The sequence below is a fragment of the Halomonas zincidurans B6 genome (assembly GCF_000731955.1).
GTDB classification, from domain to species: domain Bacteria; phylum Pseudomonadota; class Gammaproteobacteria; order Pseudomonadales; family Halomonadaceae; genus Modicisalibacter; species Modicisalibacter zincidurans.
In genome coordinates this window covers 100,478-114,894 of record NZ_JNCK01000001.1, presented here as the reverse complement: position 1 = coordinate 114,894, position 14,417 = coordinate 100,478, and the positions used below count along the sequence as shown (strand labels likewise).

At 67.3% G+C, this 14,417-nt stretch carries 16 protein-coding genes; 8 read left to right on the top strand and 8 right to left on the bottom strand.

Annotated features, from left to right (window positions below):
• Positions 1-107 precede the first annotated feature (107 nt).
• The gene (locus tag HALZIN_RS18120) at positions 108-461 is read left to right on the top strand and encodes a hypothetical protein (RefSeq protein WP_031382331.1); all 354 of its coding nucleotides are present in this window, start codon (positions 108-110) and stop codon (positions 459-461) included.
• On the opposite strand, the gene HALZIN_RS0100615 is transcribed toward HALZIN_RS18120, so the two are convergent.
• The 5 genes from HALZIN_RS0100615 to HALZIN_RS0100590 form a co-directional block, all read right to left on the bottom strand.
• Positions 440-1,213 (bottom strand): class I SAM-dependent methyltransferase, encoded by a 774-nt coding sequence (locus HALZIN_RS0100615; protein ID WP_031382330.1) that lies wholly within the window; start codon positions 1,211-1,213, stop codon positions 440-442. The genes HALZIN_RS18120 and HALZIN_RS0100615 overlap by 22 nt on opposite strands.
• Positions 1,210-2,025 carry an undecaprenyl-diphosphate phosphatase gene (locus HALZIN_RS0100610; protein WP_031382329.1) on the bottom strand — a complete coding sequence of 272 codons (816 nt, stop codon included), beginning with the start codon at positions 2,023-2,025 and terminating at the stop codon, positions 1,210-1,212. The genes HALZIN_RS0100615 and HALZIN_RS0100610 overlap by 4 nt, the downstream gene beginning before the upstream one ends.
• Before the next feature lie 132 nt (positions 2,026-2,157).
• A complete protein-coding gene (gene tsaB, locus HALZIN_RS0100605; RefSeq protein WP_031385294.1) occupies positions 2,158-2,844 on the bottom strand; it encodes a tRNA (adenosine(37)-N6)-threonylcarbamoyltransferase complex dimerization subunit type 1 TsaB in 687 nt (228 codons plus the stop codon).
• Between the two features lie 137 nt (positions 2,845-2,981).
• On the bottom strand, positions 2,982-3,638 hold the full coding sequence (adk, locus tag HALZIN_RS0100595; protein WP_031382328.1) for an adenylate kinase: 657 nt from the start codon (positions 3,636-3,638) through the stop codon (positions 2,982-2,984).
• 248 nt (positions 3,639-3,886) lie between these two features.
• On the bottom strand, positions 3,887-4,258 hold the full coding sequence (locus HALZIN_RS0100590) for a diacylglycerol kinase (protein WP_031382327.1): 372 nt from the start codon (positions 4,256-4,258) through the stop codon (positions 3,887-3,889).
• Positions 4,259-4,472: 214 nt separating this feature from the next.
• Between HALZIN_RS0100590 and HALZIN_RS0100585 the strand changes: the two genes are divergently transcribed.
• The 5 genes from HALZIN_RS0100585 to HALZIN_RS17020 all read left to right on the top strand — a co-directional run bounded on the left by HALZIN_RS0100585 (position 4,473) and on the right by HALZIN_RS17020 (position 9,853).
• Positions 4,473-5,450 (top strand): MDR family oxidoreductase, encoded by a 978-nt coding sequence (locus HALZIN_RS0100585; RefSeq protein ID WP_031382326.1) that lies wholly within the window; start codon positions 4,473-4,475, stop codon positions 5,448-5,450.
• A gap of 98 nt (positions 5,451-5,548) precedes the next feature.
• Positions 5,549-6,586 (top strand): type I glyceraldehyde-3-phosphate dehydrogenase, encoded by a 1,038-nt coding sequence (locus HALZIN_RS0100580; RefSeq protein ID WP_031382325.1) that lies wholly within the window; start codon positions 5,549-5,551, stop codon positions 6,584-6,586.
• Positions 6,587-6,655: 69 nt separating this feature from the next.
• The gene (locus tag HALZIN_RS0100575) at positions 6,656-7,834 is read left to right on the top strand and encodes a phosphoglycerate kinase (protein ID WP_031382324.1); all 1,179 of its coding nucleotides are present in this window, start codon (positions 6,656-6,658) and stop codon (positions 7,832-7,834) included.
• 91 nt (positions 7,835-7,925) lie between these two features.
• The gene (fba, locus tag HALZIN_RS0100570) at positions 7,926-8,990 is read left to right on the top strand and encodes a class II fructose-bisphosphate aldolase (RefSeq protein ID WP_031382323.1); all 1,065 of its coding nucleotides are present in this window, start codon (positions 7,926-7,928) and stop codon (positions 8,988-8,990) included.
• A gap of 173 nt (positions 8,991-9,163) precedes the next feature.
• Positions 9,164-9,853, top strand: a complete 690-nt coding sequence (locus HALZIN_RS17020; protein ID WP_051907310.1) for a DMT family transporter — start codon at positions 9,164-9,166, stop codon at positions 9,851-9,853.
• On the opposite strand, the gene HALZIN_RS17240 is transcribed toward HALZIN_RS17020, so the two are convergent.
• Positions 9,753-10,052, bottom strand: a complete 300-nt coding sequence (locus tag HALZIN_RS17240; protein ID WP_031382321.1) for a DUF4235 domain-containing protein — start codon at positions 10,050-10,052, stop codon at positions 9,753-9,755. The two genes, HALZIN_RS17020 and HALZIN_RS17240, sit on opposite strands and share 101 nt — an antisense overlap.
• 199 nt (positions 10,053-10,251) lie before the next feature.
• On the opposite strand from HALZIN_RS17240, the gene HALZIN_RS0100555 reads away from it, so the two are divergent.
• Complete coding sequence (locus HALZIN_RS0100555) at positions 10,252-10,608, top strand: hypothetical protein (protein ID WP_231663392.1); 357 nt, start codon at positions 10,252-10,254, stop codon at positions 10,606-10,608.
• A gap of 31 nt (positions 10,609-10,639) precedes the next feature.
• Here the strand turns inward: HALZIN_RS0100555 and HALZIN_RS16635 are convergent, their stop codons facing one another.
• Entirely contained in the window at positions 10,640-11,821 is a 1,182-nt protein-coding gene (locus tag HALZIN_RS16635) for a right-handed parallel beta-helix repeat-containing protein (RefSeq protein WP_051907309.1), read from the bottom strand.
• Between the two features lie 153 nt (positions 11,822-11,974).
• Here HALZIN_RS16635 and HALZIN_RS0100545 point away from each other — a divergent pair, with 153 nt between their 5' ends.
• Positions 11,975-13,357 (top strand): NAD-dependent succinate-semialdehyde dehydrogenase, encoded by a 1,383-nt coding sequence (locus HALZIN_RS0100545; protein WP_031382318.1) that lies wholly within the window; start codon positions 11,975-11,977, stop codon positions 13,355-13,357.
• Between the two features lie 94 nt (positions 13,358-13,451).
• Here HALZIN_RS0100545 and HALZIN_RS0100540 read toward each other — a convergent pair whose 3' ends face one another.
• Positions 13,452-14,393: an ArsA family ATPase gene (locus tag HALZIN_RS0100540; RefSeq protein WP_051907308.1), complete on the bottom strand. Its 942-nt coding sequence runs from the start codon at positions 14,391-14,393 to the stop codon at positions 13,452-13,454.
• Positions 14,394-14,417 lie beyond the last annotated feature (24 nt).

The window sequence follows — 14,417 nt, the reverse complement described above, 5'->3', positions numbered from 1 at the left end:
TGCCCCCCGTTCCCTGTCGTTCACGCCGTCGTCGACGCTCAATGTCGCCGACATTCGGCCGGGTCATGTCGCTATAATGCCTGAACATTCTCTGCATCGGCACCCGGATGGCTTTGCTGAACCCGCTGCTGGACCCGTTACGCGCCGCGCTTCGCCGCCAGCTCGCCGAGCGATTGACGCTGCTCTCGGGGCTCAATGCCCCCGAATTCTTCGATCGGCGGTTGTTCAGCGGCTTGCTGGACACCCTGGAAAGCGAAGGCTGGCTATGCCAGGACAACGCCAGGCGGGCCTTCGACAGCCTGCTTCAGGAAGCGCTGGCACGCAGCCGCAGCCTGTTCGACCCGGCCCTGCGTCAGCGTCTGCTGCAACTCGCCCGGCAGCACGAGGTGGCCGATCCACAGCTGCTCAGCGCCGTCTCGCCGGAGGCCGCGGGGCCCGCTCAGCCACGCAGCGAACGGTGAACGTAGAGATCGTAGCGGCTGGTCCTGGCCTCGAGGCTGTGGGCCGGTCGCGGCCCGGCGATCGGCGGCGCCTTGCGCGGGCGCTTGACCGCCACCCGGTGGGTGGCGACGTCCAGCGCCGCCTCCAGCAACCGCGGCGCGTCGTCGTCGTCGCCGGCGAGCTCGCGGAACACGCGCATCTCCTTCTTGACCAGCGCCGACTTGTCGCGATGCGGGAACATCGGGTCGAGATGGATCACCTGCGGCGCGAAGCGCGCCTCGCTCACCGCCGCGAGCAGCGCCCGGGGATCGCCGGCGTCGACGCGGCATAGCCGCATGCGCGCGGCGATCTCGGCGACTTCAGGGTCACGGCCTGCCCGCGCCAGGGCATCCTCGAGCAACACGGCGATCGCCGGCACCCGCTCCAGCATCAATACCTCGGCGCCCAGCCCGGCCAGCACGAAGGCATCGCGACCCAGCCCGGCGGTGGCGTCGACCACCCTCGGCGTCACTCCCCTGGTCAGCCCGCAGGCCTTGGCCACCAACTGGCCGCGGCCGCCACCGAAGCGCCGTCGATGATCGGCCTTGCCGGCGACGAAATCGGCCGACAGCGGCTTGCCATAGCAGCCCGGATCGCCGGCGATCGCCAGCCCTGCGGCGGTCTCGATCAGCCACAGCCCGGCGGCCGGGGGGCTCGCCACCCAGTCAAGGCCCAGGCGCTCGGCGAGCGCGCGCAGCGGCTCGCCGACCACCACCGGGACCCTCGTCGTCATGCCAGCCACAACCCCAGCAGCACGACGCCGAGTACCAGTCGATAAACGGCGAACGGCCACAAGCCGATGCGATCCAGCGCTGCCAGGAACAGCTTGATGCATGCCAATGCGGCAACGAACGACAGACCGGCGCCCAGCAGCACGTCGTGCAGTGCGGTATCGGTGCCGGCCTTGGCGAGTTCCAGGCCCTTCAGAGTGCCCGCGGCGATGATCAGCGGAATCGACAGCAGAAACGAGAAGCGCGCCGAACTCTGGCGATCGAAGCCCAGCAGCAGCGCCGCAGTGATGGTGATGCCCGAGCGCGAGGTTCCGGGGATCAGCGCCAGCGCTTGAAACAGCCCGACGATCAGCGCCGCCTTGAGGGTCAGGCTGGCCATATCGCGGTTACGACTGCCACGCACGTCGGCCCACCACAGCAGCAGACCGAAACCCAGCGTCGCCAGCGCGATCACCAGCGACGAGCGCAGCGAGGTCTCGACCAGGTCGTTGAACAACCCGCCGGCGATCACCGCCGGCAGCGTCGCCAGCAGTACCATCCAGCCCAGCCAGCTGGCATCGGTCTGGCGCGAGGCCAGCGACCCGCCACCGGCGAACTGGCCGAACCAGCCGACGATGATGCCCGCCACCTCGCGGCGAAAGGCCATCATTACCGCCGCCAGCGTGCCGACATGCACGGCGACGTCGAAGGCCAGCCCCTGGTCGGGCCAGCCGAGAAGCTGCGAGGGCAGAATCAGGTGCGCCGACGAGGAGATCGGCAGAAACTCGGTGAGCCCCTGGATGAGCGAAAGCGCAACCAACTGGAACCAATCCATTGTCAGCCGTCCTTGTGATCAACGAAATCCGCGACACGCCGCCGGCAAGGGAGGCGCGCAGAGGAGAATAAACGAATCGGCTCCGGCGTCGTTCAACGAGCGGCCGCCGAATGCCCAACGCGGGGATTAGGTCTAGGCACGCTTCCAGGCCACCTCGTTGCGCAGATAGACCGGCGTGGCCTCGTGCGGCGCCCGGCCCTCGCCACGCGCCTGCGCCCGGGCGGCCAGACGCGCCATCCATTCCGCACTGGGCTGACGCTCGGGCAGGCGCTGGGCCAGGGCATCCTGCACCCTGGCCGGCATCGCCTCCCACAGCGTCCAGCCGGAGCCCACGCCACACCAGTCGACATCGCGGCGCTCGTCGGGCAGTTCGAAACCCTCGGGGGGCAACACCGCCTCGTCGGCCAGTACAGTGAGTTCACCGTCGCGGCAATGATAGGCGGCGACATAGATCTCGTTCATGCGCGCGTCGAGCGCGGGCACCACGTAGCGCACGTGCAGTTGATGATGCGCGGCCAGCGCCAGCGCCTCGAGCGTCGACACGCCGATCAGCGGCCGTTCGAGGCCGAACGCCAGGCCTTGTGCGACGCCGGCGGCGATCCGCAGGCCGGTGAACGAACCCGGCCCGTGGCCATAGGCCAGCGCATCAAGATCGGCGGTGGAGAGCCCGGCCTCGGCGAGCAATTCATCGATCATCGGCATCAAGCGCCGGGTGTGCTCGCGGGGGGTCAGCGCGAAACGCGAGAGCACCTCGCCGTCGCGCCACAGCGCGCATGAACAGGCGCTCGAGGAAGCATCCAGGGCCAGCAGTGTCGACATGGCAGTTACGCCTGGTGGAATGGCGCGGGCATTATACGGCCGGCGGCGAGCCGGCAAAAGCCGCGCGCGGCTGCCACCCGATACACGCAGCCCGGCCACCGGGACCGGGCTGCGTGTGTGCGGGCTAGCTCGGGGCCTCAGCCTTCCAGCGCTTCGATCACCTGCCGCTTGATGTCGTCGACCGTGCCGATCCCGGCGATGCGGTGGTAGGCCGGCGCCTCGCCGGGCGCCTGCTCGGCCCACTCGCGGTAGTAGGCGATTAGCGGTTCGGTCTGATCGTGATAGACCGACAGCCGATTGCGCACCGTCGACTCGCGATCGTCCTCGCGCTGGATCAGCGTCTCGCCGGTGACGTCATCCTTGCCCTCTTCCCGGGGCGGATGGTATTCGAGATGATAGACGCGCCCCGAGTCGGGATGCACACGGCGCCCCGCCAGGCGCTTGACGATCTCCTCGTCGTCGACCGCGATCTCGACCACGTGATCGAGCTTGACGCCGGCTTCCTTCATCGCGTCGGCCTGGGGAATGGTCCGTGGAAAGCCATCGAACAGGAAACCGTTGGCACAGTCCGGCTGGCCGATGCGCTCCTTGACCAGGGCGATGATGATGTCGTCGGACACCAGTCCGCCGCCGTTCATGATCTCCTTGACCTTGAGGCCCAGATCGCTGCCTTCCTTGACCGCGGTGCGCAGCATGTCGCCGGTGGAAATCTGCGGAATGCCGAAGCGCTCGCAAATGAACTGGGCTTGCGTACCTTTGCCGGCACCGGGGGCGCCCAAGAGGATCAAACGCATCTGTGCTGCTCCTTTAGATTTTTTCGCGGCCAATTTTGTTATTGACGCTGGCGGCATAGTGGGTGTCGGAGGCGGCGCCGTCCGTGACTACGTCCGTAACTAATGGAAAGACCCGTGACGATACCGGGGGCGTCGCGGCCAGACAAGCAGACAAACGGCTGAACGCGACACGCTGACGCACCCAGCCCTTCCACTGTCACTGTAGAAGCCAGCCGTGCGCTGCGCTCATTGCTTCGCGCCGGGCGGCATCAGCCGAGCAGACGCTGCCAGAGCAGCAAGCCCCAGGTCAGCCCGGCCATGACCAGCGACAGCATCACCGCGGCGGAGCCGATGTCCTTGGCGCGCCCCGACAACACGTGATGCTCGGGACCGATGCGATCGACCACGGTCTCCACTGCGCTGTTGAGCAGTTCGACGATCAGCACCGCCACGCAGCTACCGACCAGCAACAGCCATTCGACCGGGGTCTCGCCGACCCACCAGGCCAGCGGCAGCAGCAACAGGCACAGCACCGCCTCCTGGCGAAAGGCCGCCTCGTTGGCGAACGCCGCCTTCAAGCCCTTGAGGGAATAGCGGGTCGAATGCACCAAGTGCCGCCAGCCGGTTTCGCGTGGTTTCATGCTGCCATTTCGCTCCTGTTGCGCGCCTTGGGCACCCACTTGCCGGGCCTGTCGAGACTTCCGGCATGCTGCTCCGGGCGGCATGCCGGCAATCCGTCGATGGTAGCAAAGGCCCCCGCACTGGCAAGCATCCGCGCTCGGGCCGGCGTTGCCGGACCCCGCCAGGCCGGCTAGTCTGGGATGGTCGCGAAATGCCCAACATCAGGAGATGACCATGCCCCGCGTGCTGATGCTCAAGGATGAAGACCCGCGCGCCCGGGTCGAAACGATCGACGAGGAGCGCCTGCCCGAGCGCGCCGTGACCGTCGACATCGACTTTTCCGATCTCAACTACAAGGACGCGCTGGCGGTGACCGGCAAGGGCAAGATCGTCCGCGACTACCCGTTCGTGCCGGGCATCGACTTCGCCGGCACGGTGCGCAGTTGCGAGGGCGGGCGCTTCGCCCGGGGCGACAAGGTGATCCTTACCGGCTGGGGCGTCGGCGAACGCTACTGGGGCGGCTTCGCCGAGACCATGCGGGTCGACGAGGAGTGGCTGGTGGCCTGCCCCGAGGCGCTCTCTACCCGCGAGGCGATGCTGTTCGGTACCGCCGGACTCAGCGCCATGCTCAGCGTGATGCGCCTGCAGGAAGCCGGCCTGGCGCGCGGTGCCCGGGTGGTGGTCACCGGCGCCACCGGCGGCGTGGGCAGTTGGGCGGTGAAGATGCTCGCCCACTACGGCTATGAAGTGCATGCGGTCACCGGCAAGCCCAACCAGGAGGCGTGGCTCAAGGAGCTGGGTGCGAGCGAAGTGCTGGGACGCCACGAGTTCGAAGGCGAACCGCGACCGCTGGAGAAGAGCCGCTGGGCCGGCGCCATCGACACCGTCGGCGACAACGTCTTGGCCAACGTGCTGGCACAGATGGAGTACCACGGACTGGTCGCCGCGGTGGGCCTGGCCGGCGGCAGCGAACTGCCCACCACGGTGATGCCGTTCATCCTGCGCGGCGTCTCGCTGCTTGGTATCGACAGCGCGATGCAACCTCTGGCCCGGCGCCGCGAGGCCTGGCAGCATATCGCCGAGCTCCCCGAAGCGGTGCGTCACGCCATGCATTACGAAGAGCTCGGCATGGAGATGATCGCCGAGCGCGCCGAGGCGATGATCAACGGCGACATCCATGGCCGGCTGCTGCTCGACCCGCACATCGACTGAACCGTGGCCGTGGCCGTGGCCCGAGAGCCGGCCGGTTGGGGCGCCGCGCGCTTTGCGCTAGAATCGCGCTCCTGATCACCACCATCGCCGAGCCCTCCATGCCCCATCGCATCGCCATCAACGGTTACGGCCGCATCGGCCAGTGTGTGCTGCGCGCACTGGTCGAGCGCCCCGAACTCGGGGGCGAAGCGGGGCTCGAGGTAGTCGCGATCAACGAGCTTTCCGACTTGGCGACCGTCGCCTACCTGACCCGCTACGACACCACCCACGGGCGTTTCCCCGGCGAGGTCGCGAGCGACGGCGACACGCTCACCATCAACGGCCGGTCGATCGCCCTGCTCCGTGAGCCCGACCCGCAGCGCCTGCCCTGGCAGGAGCTGGAGATCGACCTGGTGATCGAGTGCTCGGGCAGTTTCAAGGACCGCGCCACCGCCGAGCTTCACCTCGCCGCCGGGGCCCGGCGCCTGCTGTTCTCGCAGCCCGCCGAATCCGACGTCGACCTGACCGTGGTCGGCGGCATCAACGAAGCCGCCCTCGAGCCGGCGATGCGCATCGTCTCGGCGGCCTCGTGCACCACCAACTGCCTGATTCCGATCCTCACCGTGCTCGACGAAGCGCTGGGCATCGAGCACGGCGTGACCACCACCATCCACTCGGCGATGAACGACCAGCCGGTAATCGACGCCTATCACAAGTCCGACCTGCGCCTGACGCGCTCGGCGATGCAGTCGATCATCCCCGTCGATACCGGCCTGGCGCGCGGCATCGAGCGGCTGATGCCGACGCTCGCCGGCCGCTTCGAGTGCCTGCACGTGCGGGTGCCGACGATCAACGTCTCGGCGATGGACATGGCGATCTCGGTGCGCCAGGCGTGCGATGCGGCCACCGTCAACGCGCTGCTCGCCGAGGCCAGCCGCGCGCGCCTGGCCGGGCGGCTCGGCTACACGGAAGAGCCCCTGGCCTCGGTCGACTTCAACCACGACCCGCGCTCGGGTATCGTGGACGCCACTCAGACCCGGGTCGCCGGCGGCCACCTGGTCAAGCTGCTCAGCTGGTTCGACAACGAGTGGGGCTTCGCCAACCGCATGCTCGACGTCGCCGCGCGACTGGCCGAACTCGATGCGCGTGCCGAGTGACACCGCCCGCCCCGACAAGGCTATCCGGGTTCAGCCAACGGGTTCAGCCACCATCAGGAGCATCCGTCCATGAACGTGCGCAAGATGACCGACCTGGCACTCGCCGGAAAGCGCGTGCTGATTCGCGAAGATCTCAACGTCCCGGTCAAGCAGGGCCGCGTCACCTCCGACGCCCGCATCCGCGCCTGCTTGCCGACCATCGAGGCGGCGCGCGACGCCGGCGCCAAGGTGCTGCTGATGAGCCACCTGGGCCGTCCCAGCGAAGGCGAGCCCGCCGACGAATTCTCGCTGGCCCCGGTGGCCACTCATCTCGGCACGCTGCTCGGCCAGCCGGTACGGCTGGTCGACGACTACCTCGATACACCGGTCGAAGTCGCCGACGGCGAGGTCGTGCTGCTCGAGAACGTGCGCTACAACCGCGGCGAGAAAAGCGACGACGAGGCGCTGGCCCGGGCCTACGCCACGCTCTGCGACATCTACGTCATGGATGCCTTCGGCACCGCCCACCGCGCCCAGGCCTCGACCCACGGCGTGGCGCGCTTCGCCGCCGACGCCTGCGCCGGGCCGCTGCTTGCCAAGGAACTCGAGGCGCTGGAAAAGGCCTTGGCCAAACCGGCGCGGCCGATGGTGGCAATCGTCGGCGGCTCCAAGGTCTCGACCAAGCTCGAGGTGCTCACGGCACTGTCCGAGAAGTGCGATCAATTGATCGTCGGTGGCGGTATCGCCAACACCTTCATCGCCGCGGCGGGCCACAACGTCGGCAAGTCGCTGCACGAGGCCGACCTGGTCGACCAGGCCAAGGCGTTGATGGCCAAGGTCGAGATCCCGCTGCCTACGGACGTGGTGGTGGCCACCGAGTTCTCCGAATCGGCCGAGGCGGTGGTGCGTCCGGTCGATCAGGTCGGCGACGACGAGATGATCCTCGACATCGGCCCCGAGACCGCGTCGCGCTTCGCCGCGCTGCTCAAGGACGCCGGCACCATCCTCTGGAACGGCCCGGTCGGGGTGTTCGAGATCGATCAGTTCGGCAAGGGCACCGAGGCGTTGTCCAAGGCGATCGCCGCGAGCAACGGCTTCTCGATCGCCGGTGGCGGCGACACCCTCGCGGCGATCGACAAGTACGCCATCGAGGATAAAGTCTCGTATATCTCCACCGGCGGCGGCGCCTTCCTCGAGTACGTCGAGGGCAAGCAACTGCCGGCGGTGATCGCCCTGCAGGACGGGGCCAGGCAAGCCGCCGCCAGGTAAGCTAAAAACCAGCACCACCAACCCGGGGCGGCGCTTTAGCCGCCCCACTTATTAAACGCCTCACTTACGACCATCAGGAAAACGCACACCCATGGCCCTGATCAGCCTGCGCCAACTCCTCGACCACGCCGCCGACCATGGCTACGGCGTTCCCGCGTTCAACGCCAACAATCTGGAACAGATGCGCGCCATCATGGAAGCCGCCGATGCCACCGATTCGCCGGTGATCGTCCAGGCCTCCGCCGGCGCCCGCCAATACGCCGGCGCACCCTTCCTGCGCCACCTGATCCTGGCCGCGATCGAGGAGTTCCCGCACATTCCGGTGGTCATGCATCAGGACCATGGCACCAGCCCCGCGGTCTGCCAGCGTTCGATCCAGCTGGGCTTCTCGTCGGTGATGATGGACGGCTCGCTCGAGGCCGACGGCAAGACCCCGGCCAACTACGCCTACAACGTCGAGGTCACCCGGCGCAGCGTCGAGATGGCGCACGCCTGCGGGGTTTCCGTCGAGGGCGAACTGGGCTGCCTGGGCTCGCTGGAAACCGGCCAGGCCGGCGAGGAGGACGGCATCGGCGCCGCGGGCACGCTGTCCCACGAGCAGCTGCTCACCGACCCCGAGGAGGCCGCCGCCTTCGTCGCCGCGACCCATGTCGATGCCCTGGCGATCGCCATCGGCACCAGCCACGGCGCCTACAAGTTCAGCCGCCCGCCGACCGGCGACACGCTGTCCATCGCGCGCATCCGCCACATCCACGAGCGCATTCCCAACACCCACCTGGTGATGCACGGCTCCTCGTCGGTACCCCAGGAGTGGCTGGAGATCATCAACGAGTACGGCGGCAGGATCCCCGAGACCTACGGCGTGCCGGTCGAGGAGATCGTCGAAGGCATCCGGCACGGCGTGCGCAAGGTCAATATCGACACCGATCTGCGCCTGGCCTCGACCGGCGCGGTGCGGCGCTTTCTGGCCCATAACCCGGCCGAGTTCGACCCGCGCCAGTTTCTCAAGGAAACCGTCAGCGCCATGCGCGAGCTGTGCATCGCGCGTTTCGAGGCTTTCGGCAGCGCCGGCAACGCCAGCCGCATCAAGCCGCTCGGCCTGGAGGCGATGGCCCAGCGCTACGCGACCGGCGAACTGACGCCCCGCGTGAACTGAGCGCTACCGGGCGAAATGCCATTACCGCTCGGTCGAAATGGCAGCACAGCCTACCCCAGCCACGCGGCCACGTGCAGCCATCCGCCACGCGCTTGGTCCTGCCGGCCAGGCTCGACCATAATGCCAGGCTCAGTGACCTTGTCCCTCGCGGGGCACGACTCAAGGAGGAGTCCGTGACGGGCATACCGTGGATCATCGCGGCCGCCGCCCTGTGGGGCGTCGCCCTGCTCACCGGCCTTCTCAATGGTGGCGCATCGGGCATAACGGCGATCGGCGTGGCGGCGGGGATCGCCTCGGCGCTGTCGTATGCGCTGTTCATCCTGTCCTTTCAGAATGCCGCCGCTCGTGGCGCCGTACCCGCCACGCTGGCCATCGCCTTCAGCACGTTCGTGGTGGTGCTTGCGCTGCTCGTGGACCATGACCAGGTAATTGCCGCGCTGCACTCCACCGATCTCGTCGGCTTCCTGCTGCTCGGGGTGCTCGGCGTCGGCCTGTCGTTTGCCGTCTACCTGCCCGGGCTGCGCCGCACCCCGGCCAGCCTGGCCTCGATGATCGCCAGCCTCGGCGCGCTGGCGCATGAGAGCGGACTCGGCGCGCGTATCGCACATTGGCTGCTCGATGCGCTGCCACTGGGCGAAACCGGCGATGCGGCGACCTTCGGTCTGCTGGGCGGGCTGGCGATGGCGCTGGGTACGCTGATCACGCTACCCGGGGTGCCCGCAGTGCTCACCCCGCTGGCGCCGGATGAATACGAGGCCGATGCTACCCCAGCGGGCGGGGGCCGTAATCGAGCAGCCGCTGGCGGCGCTGGCGGCGACGCTGGACGCGCCGCACCGCCTCGCTGCCGGCTCGTCGACCAATGATTCGCGACACGCCGACGATCATGCCGGTGCCTGCGCCCCACAGCAGCGCATGGCGCCACTTCACATCACGCTCGTAGGGGTCGAGCGGTGGCTTGCCGATCTTGCGTTCATAGGACTTGCGCGCGCCGTTCCTGGCCGCCACGCCAGCGGCGATGGCCGCACCGGTGCTGAGCAGCGACCAAAGCGTTTCATCTTTCATTGGCGTCTCCTTCTGGTTCTTCCCTGAATCGTCGTGCCGTCGGGGACGGCGAAGCATTACGCACTCAGCGTAGCTTAGACGGTTGCGAATGCCGATATTGCAACACAGCATGACAGCCGGTATCCCTGTAGCATGCACTGAAGACTTTCGGCCCTGTTGCCGATAAATCCATTAGCCAAGCCCACCACGGTGTTCGCCCATGCGTCAAACCTGTGCTCTCGATCCGCTGATGCCTTTCTCGCCGACGGCCCTCAGCGGCATCTGGTCGGTCAGCCTGATGACCTACGAACTCTGGGCCTCGTCGCTGTCGACGATCGCCTTGCGCAACAATCTCTGGTGCACGCGAGCGCCCACCAGCCCGGCCATGCTTGACGAGAACCAGCGCATGGTCACCGAGAAGCTCGATGCCGGCATCGAGGTCGCCGCACAACTGCAGCAATCGTTGCTCGGGCTGTACACTGGCAGCTATGCGCCCTGGTGGGAAACCGGCCAACGCACCCTGGAACCCTACCATCGCCGCAGCACGGCCAATTCGCGCCGCCTGGCGGCGCTTTAGACCCAACCCCGCGCGATTGAATGGCTGACGCTTAGTCCGAACTCTGCGGACTCGATGGCTCCAGGGTCCGGCTGCCGTCATAGGCGATGCAACGGCCGTATTCTTCCCAGGCGGGCTCCTTGTTGGGACTGTCGACAAAGACATCACCCCGCGAGACGTTGGTCGGCGGTCCGCCGCGCTCCTGGCAGTTGGCGGCCTTGTCCACCGCGATGCGGAAGCCGTAGCGATTGTTCTCGAAGCGATTGTTGCTGAACACATTATTGCGGCTAAAGCTGTCTTCCCAGCACAACACTGGATCACGGTCACGGATCGAGCAGGTCAGAAAGACCCCAGCCAGCTGATTATTCTTGATCAGGTTGTTGCTGAAACGATTGTTTTCAGCATCGGCCAGGTACAGGCCATGCGAGCCGTTACCGGCGATGACGTTGTCGACGATCTCGCTGCCCTGCAGGTACTCGACGGTGATGCCCGCCGCCACGTTGTCCTCGATGACGTTGCCGACGACGCGTGTCGGTCCGGCCCGGTTGAGCGACAAGCCATCCCACTTGGCCTGGCTCATGGTGTTGTTCTCGATCAGCACGTCCCGGCTGTGATACTCGGTCAGCAGACAGGCGCTTCGACATTGGCGAATATCCAGGTTGCGCAGCACGATGCCTTCACCGCGCCTGACGACCAGGCCGCTGTTGCTCAGGTAAGGGAGCGCCGGCTTGAACTCGCGCTGCGTACTCGCGTCGCCGCGAAGCGCCAGGTTTTCCACCGTGACCTGGCGGATGGGGCTCTGCGGCTCGCGATTATAGGCGTCCCCCAGCACCAGCACCGGGCTGGAAAGGCCTTCCTGCATCTGCAGCACCGTGGCCTTCTGCCCCCCGCTCGCCTGGCCGCGTAGCGTCAGGTTGTCGCGCTCTATTACCACCATCTCATTGAGGCGATAAATGCCCGCATCCAGGCACACCGTCTGTTGCTGGTCGTTGCGTGGCAAGCCGTCGAGGGCATTCTGCAGATCCTCGCCCGGCCTGATGCGACGATCGCAATCCGCCTCGGGGTTGGCCGATACCAACCCCGAGGCGAGGGCCATGATCAGCACCAGCGCCGAGCAGGCGAGCCACCGCATGCGTTTTGGATCAGCTAACAGCTTCACGAACTCCTCCTCTATCCGGCCTTCGTCGTCGGGCCGCAGCCCGTTACTGTGAACGAAATCGAAGCGGGCGGCCATCGAGCGGGCTCCTTGTGCAGCGGCATACGATAATCGAAATGGAGCTTCATCGCGCCCTTGAAGGGGCAAGCCCTTGGCATCACTGTCTACACTGTGAGCTTGCGAATGAAGGAAAGGACGCATGCCCCAGCCGTCAACGCCAAGGAGGAGACGATGAGCCGCAAGACGCTGACTGCCGTGAACCCCGCCAATGACAAGGTGATCGGCGAGCACGAGATGCTCAGCGAGCCGGAGATCAGGGCCAAGCTGGACGCTGCCCGCCACGGCTTCGCCGAGCTGCGCAAGCTGCCGGTCGCCGCGCGAGCCAGGAAGCTGCATGCCGTGGCCGACCTGATCGACAAGCGCCAGGCCGACATCGCCGAAGTGATCTGCCACGAGATGGGCAAGAAATTCGGCGACGTGATCGCCGAGACCCGGATCTCGGCGGCCATCGTGCGCTTCTACGCCGACAATGCCGAAGATTACATGGCGCCCAAGCCCAAGCAGGTGGCCGGCGCCCAGAAGGCCGAGGTGGTCCGCGACCCGATGGGCGCGGTGCTCGGCGTGATGCCGTGGAACTACCCGCTCTATCAAGTCGTGCGCTTTGCCGCGCCCAACCTGGCCGGCGGCAACGCCTGCCTGCTCAAGCACGCGTCCAACGTGCCGGGCAGCGCCAAACTGATCACCCAGCTGTTCCATGACGCCGGCTTCGAGGAGGGTACCTTTACCTGGCTGCCGGTGTCCTCGAGCGAGATCGCCGAGATCATGCGCGACCCGATCGTCTGCGGGGTGACGCTGACCGGCAGCGAGGAAGCCGGCAAGTCGGTAGCTGCCACCGCCGGGGAGCTGGCCAAGCCCAGCGTCCTGGAGCTCGGCGGTATCGATCCGCTGATCGTGCTCGACGACGCCGATATCGACAAGGCGGTCGAGATCGCCATCGACGGGCGTTTCGACAACACCGGCCAGAGTTGCGCGGCCTCCAAGCGGCTGATCGTGGTCGAACCGCTGGTCGAGCGCTTCACCGAGCGCCTCGTCGATCAGGTGCAGAAGCTGCGCATCGGCGACCCGATGGACGAAAGCACCAACATCGGCCCGATGTCGCGCAAGGACCTGCGCGACGACCTGCACGATCAGGTCAAGCGGGCCGTGCAGAAGGGCGCGCAGCTCGAGACCGGCGGCGAGATCCTCGACAAGCCCGGCGCCTGGTACGCCCCCACCGTGCTGACCAACGCCGCGCCCGGCAACCCGGCCTTCGACGAGGAACTGTTCGGCCCGGTGGCCTCGGTGGTCATCGCCGACGACACCGAACACGCCATCGAGCTGGCCAACAACAGTCCCTACGGGCTGGGCGGCACCGTGGTCGGCCAGGACGTCAAGCGCGCCGAGCAGGTCGCGCGGCGTCTGGACGTGGGCATGAGCTTCGTCAACCGCCCGACCACGCCATTCGCCGAATTGCCGTTCGGCGGCGTCAAGGGCAGCGGCTACGGGCGCGAGCAGAGCGAATACGGCTTCGGCGAATTCCTCAACGTGCGTACAGTGTTCGTCGCCGACTCATAGACGGAAGCCCCGATGCGCCGTGACGGCAACTTCTCCGGAAATACCGAGGCCCCGCCAAATGGCGAGGCCTCGGTGCAATCGGGCAATCATTCGCTCAGTCGTGGTCTTGCCAGGGAGTCAGCCCCTGCAGGGCATCGCTCAAGGGCTGCAGGTCATCGCTGGACGCCGGGGCGTGCGGCTGATGGCCGATCTCGCGCACCGGCCGGTCGGCGAAGGTGGCAGCGAGCTGCTCGCGCCATGGGCGCTGCTCGTCGCGCCAGTTGATCAGCCAGGTGCTGTCGACGTCTTCCGGCAGGCACTTGTTGATCACCAACGCCCCGACGTGCAGACCGTGGGACTCGAGCAGCTCGCGGGTGCGGGCCGTCTCCAGGGTCGGCAGGCGTTCGGGGTTGGCGACCAGCACCACCGCCGAATACGCGGCGCAGGTCAAGTGCTCGCGGGCGGCGGCCAGGCGGCCGCGGCGGCGCATCAGCGCCTCCTGGATGGGGTCGTCGACCACCTCGCCGTCGCCCAGCCATGCCTTGTAGTCGCTGCGTACCTTGCGACGCCGCTGCATCAGGCCGTCGACCCAGGCGCCCATGATCTCGGGCAGTGCCAGCAGGCGCACGGTGTGACCGCCGGGGGCGGTGTCGAAGATCAGCCGATCGTAGTCGCGGCCGGTCTCGAGCAGCAGCCCGACCAGGGCGTCGAACAGCGCTGCCTCCTCGGTACCCGGCGCGTGACGCGCCAGCTCCAGCTGGCGGAATACCGTGGTGCTGCGCTCGCCACTGACCAGCGGCCGGATCGTGTCCTTGACCTGATCGAGATAGCGCTGCGTCTCGCGATCGGGATCGAGCTCGACCACGTCGAGATCGGGGCGCATGCGTGTCGGCGTAGCTCCCGGCGCTCGGCCGAACAGGTCGGCCAGGTTGTGGGCGGGATCGGTGGACACCAGCAGGGTCTTCTGTCCCGCCGCCGCGCAGTTGAGCGCATAGGCGGTGGCGCAGCTGGTCTTGCCGACGCCGCCCTTGCCGCCAAAGAACAGGCTCCTGGCCATGTCGGACTCCTCGTCGGATGACAG

What these genes read in the sequence shown, in the direction of transcription:
- HALZIN_RS0100610 (WP_031382329.1), bottom strand. Translation starts at nt 2,025, where the DNA reads ATGGATTGGTTCCAGTTGGTTGCGCTTTCGCTCATCCAGGGGCTCACC.
- HALZIN_RS0100555 (WP_231663392.1), top strand. Translation starts at nt 10,252, where the DNA reads ATGCGTCAAACCTGTGCTCTCGATCCGCTGATGCCTTTCTCGCCGACG.
- HALZIN_RS0100590 (WP_031382327.1), bottom strand. Translation starts at nt 4,258, where the DNA reads ATGAAACCACGCGAAACCGGCTGGCGGCACTTGGTGCATTCGACCCGC.
- HALZIN_RS0100540 (WP_051907308.1), bottom strand. Translation starts at nt 14,393, where the DNA reads ATGGCCAGGAGCCTGTTCTTTGGCGGCAAGGGCGGCGTCGGCAAGACC.
- HALZIN_RS0100575 (WP_031382324.1), top strand. Translation starts at nt 6,656, where the DNA reads ATGAACGTGCGCAAGATGACCGACCTGGCACTCGCCGGAAAGCGCGTG.
- HALZIN_RS18120 (WP_031382331.1), top strand. Translation starts at nt 108, where the DNA reads ATGGCTTTGCTGAACCCGCTGCTGGACCCGTTACGCGCCGCGCTTCGC.
- adk (WP_031382328.1), bottom strand. Translation starts at nt 3,638, where the DNA reads ATGCGTTTGATCCTCTTGGGCGCCCCCGGTGCCGGCAAAGGTACGCAA.
- tsaB (WP_031385294.1), bottom strand. Translation starts at nt 2,844, where the DNA reads ATGTCGACACTGCTGGCCCTGGATGCTTCCTCGAGCGCCTGTTCATGC.
- HALZIN_RS0100580 (WP_031382325.1), top strand. Translation starts at nt 5,549, where the DNA reads ATGCCCCATCGCATCGCCATCAACGGTTACGGCCGCATCGGCCAGTGT.
- HALZIN_RS17240 (WP_031382321.1), bottom strand. Translation starts at nt 10,052, where the DNA reads ATGAAAGATGAAACGCTTTGGTCGCTGCTCAGCACCGGTGCGGCCATC.
- HALZIN_RS0100615 (WP_031382330.1), bottom strand. Translation starts at nt 1,213, where the DNA reads ATGACGACGAGGGTCCCGGTGGTGGTCGGCGAGCCGCTGCGCGCGCTC.
- HALZIN_RS0100545 (WP_031382318.1), top strand. Translation starts at nt 11,975, where the DNA reads ATGAGCCGCAAGACGCTGACTGCCGTGAACCCCGCCAATGACAAGGTG.
- HALZIN_RS0100585 (WP_031382326.1), top strand. Translation starts at nt 4,473, where the DNA reads ATGCCCCGCGTGCTGATGCTCAAGGATGAAGACCCGCGCGCCCGGGTC.
- fba (WP_031382323.1), top strand. Translation starts at nt 7,926, where the DNA reads ATGGCCCTGATCAGCCTGCGCCAACTCCTCGACCACGCCGCCGACCAT.
- HALZIN_RS16635 (WP_051907309.1), bottom strand. Translation starts at nt 11,821, where the DNA reads ATGGCCGCCCGCTTCGATTTCGTTCACAGTAACGGGCTGCGGCCCGAC.